Genomic DNA, 1,724 nt, shown 5'->3' on the forward strand with positions numbered 1-1,724 from the left:
AAGATCAAGGGCGTCCTCGCCGGACGCTGGTGTTTTAACCCTGGGGTGGCCGGATTTTGACATGGGCACGACCACCACTTGATCATCTTCGGGTTCCTACCACAGAGCACGAAGACGAAAGCGATGGCCGTGCCCCACAGTCTGCCCGAACACCACCGACACGCTCAACTCCACACGCTGCAACACCTCCGGCAAGCCATCTACAACACCTTCACCACCTGGCCGGACACACTCTTCGAGCTCACCGACGCCCTGCTGGCCACCCCGCACCGAGTCCCGTCACTGCCCTGGCTGACACTGGAAACACCCCTGCGCCGCGGACACGGCAGCATCTACCGCGCACTCCAGCACGGCCGCATCGACACCACCGCACTGGCCAGGACTTTGACCGGCCTGATCACCCACTTCACCGAAGCGGGCCTGCCACCGGTCTTCGCCCTGGACGCATCCCACTGGCCCCGCCCCGACGCAGCCACCAGCCCGGGACGCACCTTCAACTACGACGCAGCCAAAAACCGCCACCACGACGACCGGCCCCCCGTGACCGCGGGCTGGTGGTATCAGTGGATGGCCGCGACCACCTGGGGACATTCCTCCTGGGCACTACCAATCGATCTAGCCCAGATCACCCCCGCCGACAACCACCACGCCGTGGCGGTATCCCAGATCCGCGCCCTGCTCGACCGCCTGCCCACCCCCACCACCACACCCGCGGAAACGCCGATCGTGTGTCTGGACGGCGACTACAGCATCGCCTGGATCAGCCGGCAACTGTCCGGGACACCAGTGCAACTACTCGGGCGCCTGCGCTGTGACGGGACCATGTTCACCGACCCGCCACCCCGACCACCCGGCACCCGCGGCCGAATACCGGTCCACGGGGCGAAAATGAAGTTCTCCGACCCGGCCAGCTGGCCGCAACCCGACGAGCACGTAATCGCACCCGCCCGACCCGACCGCGGCCGCACCCACGAACTGTCGATCCTGGCCTGGCACGGACTGCACCCCCGCCACTCCCGCAAACTCCCCGAACCCCACCCCGGCACAGGCCGTTTCCGGCAGGCCCTGCGCGGCACTGTGATCCGCATCCACTCCGCCCAACCAGGACAGAAACCGATCTGGCTGTTCTGGCACGGCCCGCCCGGCTCCTTCACCCTGGACACCGCCTGGCGGGCCTACCTGCACCGCTTCGACATCGAACACCTCTACCGCTTCCTCAAGCAGTACTTGGGCTGGACCATGCCCCGGCCGCGCACACCCGGGCAGGCCACCCGCTGGAGCTGGTTGATCGCCGCCGCCTACGCCCAGCTCGTCGCAGCCCGCGACCTAGTCACCGACACGCGGCTGCCCTGGGAACAACCCGGGCCGCTGTCACCGCTACGGGTCAAACGAGGTTTTAGGGCACTTCACCGCATACTCGGCACACCAGCACAGGACCGCGCAAACGCCACACCCGGCCCCGGCCGGCCATCCGGGCGCACTTCCCTGCCCGCGCCACGACATCCCGTCATCCGCAAACGCCGCAGGTCAGCAAAACCCAAGGCCCGCAACAAGACACGAACCACCGCTACCTCCACAGCCCGACCAACACCACAAACGGGTTAAAACACCAGCGGACGGGCAGGAATCAAAGGATAGGGGGAAGAGCTGAAGAGCGAAGAGCAGTGCTCGTGTGCGGTTCCCCATCCTCGTCAGCCCTCCGATACCAAACCACATCCCGGGCA

General features: G+C 66.5%; 1 protein-coding gene. It reads left to right on the forward strand.

Translation table 11 applies throughout. From position 1 onward, the window contains the following. The first annotated feature begins 123 nt into the window (after positions 1 to 123). A complete protein-coding gene (locus ACTOWY_RS44740) occupies positions 124 to 1,605 on the forward strand; it encodes a transposase (protein WP_441315689.1) in 1,482 nt (493 codons plus the stop codon). Positions 1,606 to 1,724: the final 119 nt, after the last annotated feature.

The organism is Crossiella sp. CA198 (assembly GCF_052078295.1).
Lineage (GTDB): Bacteria > Actinomycetota > Actinomycetes > Mycobacteriales > Pseudonocardiaceae > Crossiella.

Coding starts and splice junctions, on each gene's coding strand:
- ACTOWY_RS44740 (WP_441315689.1), top strand. CDS start 124: ATGGCCGTGCCCCACAGTCTGCCCGAACACCACCGACACGCTCAACTC.